This window comes from Mesorhizobium sp. M7A.F.Ca.CA.003.01.2.1, from assembly GCF_003998945.1.
Classification (GTDB): Bacteria; Pseudomonadota; Alphaproteobacteria; order Rhizobiales; family Rhizobiaceae; genus Mesorhizobium; species Mesorhizobium ciceri.
Window position 1 is genome coordinate 1 of the sequence record NZ_RZRA01000921.1, and the last position, 2222, is coordinate 2222.

Genomic DNA, 2222 nt, shown 5'->3' on the forward strand with positions numbered 1-2222 from the left:
ACTTGCGACGGTCTCGGCAGCCAGCGCGCCATCGACGGCAATCTGATCGTGCCGGATGAAAACATCTCGCTGCGCGACGGCGCCGTCAGCCCGTGGGCGAAGTCGACCTCGCCCTATTACGCGCAGACGCTGGAGGCATTGGGCAAGGCCTATGGCTTCAAGCTCGGCGACAAGTTCAAGGATTTGTCCGAAGAGGCCAAGGAAGCCGTCCTGCGCGGCACCGGCGAGCGCGAGATCACCTTCCAGTATGATGACGGCCTGCGCTCCTACAAGACGACGAAGACTTTCGAAGGCGTCATCCCCAATCTCGAGCGGCGCTGGAAAGAGACCGAATCCGCCTGGATGCGCGAGGAGATCGAGCGCTTCATGTCGGCCACACCCTGCCCGGTCTGCAAGGGCTATCGGCTGAAGCCCGAGTCGCTGGCGGTGAAGATCGCCGGCAGGCACATCGGCGAAGTCACCGAGCTTTCCATCCGCAAGGCCGACCAGTGGTTCACCGACCTGCCCGCGTCGCTCAACGACAAGCAGAACGAAATCGCGGTGCGTGTGCTCAAGGAAATCCGTGAACGGCTGCGCTTCCTCAACGATGTCGGGCTCGACTATCTGACGCTGTCGCGCAATTCCGGCACGCTGTCGGGCGGCGAGAGCCAGCGCATCCGGCTGGCATCGCAGATCGGCTCCGGCCTGACCGGCGTGCTCTATGTGCTGGACGAGCCGTCGATCGGCCTGCACCAGCGCGACAATGCGCGCCTGCTCGATACGCTGAAGCACCTGCGCGACATCGGCAACACGGTGATCGTCGTCGAGCATGACGAGGACGCCATCCTGCATGCCGACTATGTCGTCGACATGGGCCCGGCCGCCGGCATCCATGGCGGCGAGATCATCGCCCAGGGCACGCCGCAGCAGGTCATGGCCAATCCCAATTCGATCACCGGCAAATATCTGTCGGGCGCGCTCGAAGTGGCGACGCCCGGCGTGCGGCGTGAAGCGAAGAAGAACCGCCGCATCAAGATCGTCGGCGCGCGCGGCAACAATCTGAAGAACGTCACCGCCGAAATCCCACTCGGCACCTTCACCGCCGTCACTGGCGTGTCCGGCGGCGGCAAGTCGACCTTCCTGATCGAGACGCTGTTCAAGGCCGCTTCGAGACGCATCATGGGCTCGCGCGAACATCCGGCCGACCACGACCGCATCGAGGGCCTCGAATTCCTCGACAAGGTCATCGACATCGACCAGTCGCCGATCGGCCGCACACCGCGTTCAAACCCGGCCACCTATACCGGCGCCTTCACGCCGATCCGCGACTGGTTCGCTGGCCTGCCGGAGGCCAAGGCGCGCGGCTATCAGCCGGGACGCTTTTCGTTCAACGTCAAGGGCGGCCGCTGCGAGGCCTGCCAGGGCGACGGCGTCATCAAGATCGAGATGCACTTCCTGCCCGACGTCTACGTCACCTGCGACGTCTGTCACGGCAAGCGCTATAACAGAGAGACGCTCGATGTCCTGTTCAAGGGCAAGTCGATCGCCGACGTGCTCGACATGACGGTCGAGGAAGGCGTCGATTTCTTCGCCGCCGTGCCCGGCGTGCGCGACAAGCTCGACACGCTGAAGCAGGTCGGCCTCGGCTACATCCATATCGGCCAGCAGGCGACAACGCTGTCCGGCGGCGAGGCGCAGCGCATCAAGCTGGCCAAGGAACTGTCGCGCAAGGCGACCGGCAAGACGCTCTATATCCTGGATGAGCCGACCACTGGCCTGCATTTCCACGACGTTGCCAAACTGCTGGAAGTGCTGCACGAACTGGTAGACCAGGGCAACACGGTGGTGGTCATCGAGCACAATCTCGAAGTGATAAAAACCGCGGACTGGGTGCTCGACCTCGGCCCCGAAGGCGGCGATGGCGGCGGCGAACTGGTCGCCTCCGGCACGCCGGAAGCCATCGTGCGCGAAAAGCGCAGCTACACCGGCCAGTTCCTCAAGGAGCTTCTGGAGCGACGTCCCGGAGGCAAACGCGAAGCGGCGGAGTGATCGACCGGTTGGCGCCTGGAGAGCTTTTGAATGACAATCAGAAGAGCGCTTGCCGGTGATCTCCAAACCGTCGTCTCGCTGACGGAAGCGGCTTATGCGCCTTACATCGCACTGTTCGGCGCGCCGCCGGTCCCGGTCACCGAGGACTATGCACCGCGCATCGTGCGCGGCGAGGTCTGGTTGCTGGAAAGTGG

The 2222-nt window shown here is 64.0% G+C and carries 1 protein-coding gene and 1 pseudogene; both read left to right on the forward strand.

From position 1 onward, the window contains the following. Positions 1–2028, forward strand: a 2028-nt coding sequence (gene uvrA / locus EN969_RS27690; protein WP_127419567.1) for an excinuclease ABC subunit UvrA, incomplete at its 5' end; no start/stop codon positions are given. Between the two features lie 30 nt (positions 2029–2058). Then, positions 2059–2222, forward strand: a pseudogene (locus tag EN969_RS36320) (GNAT family N-acetyltransferase); the annotation flags it as partial.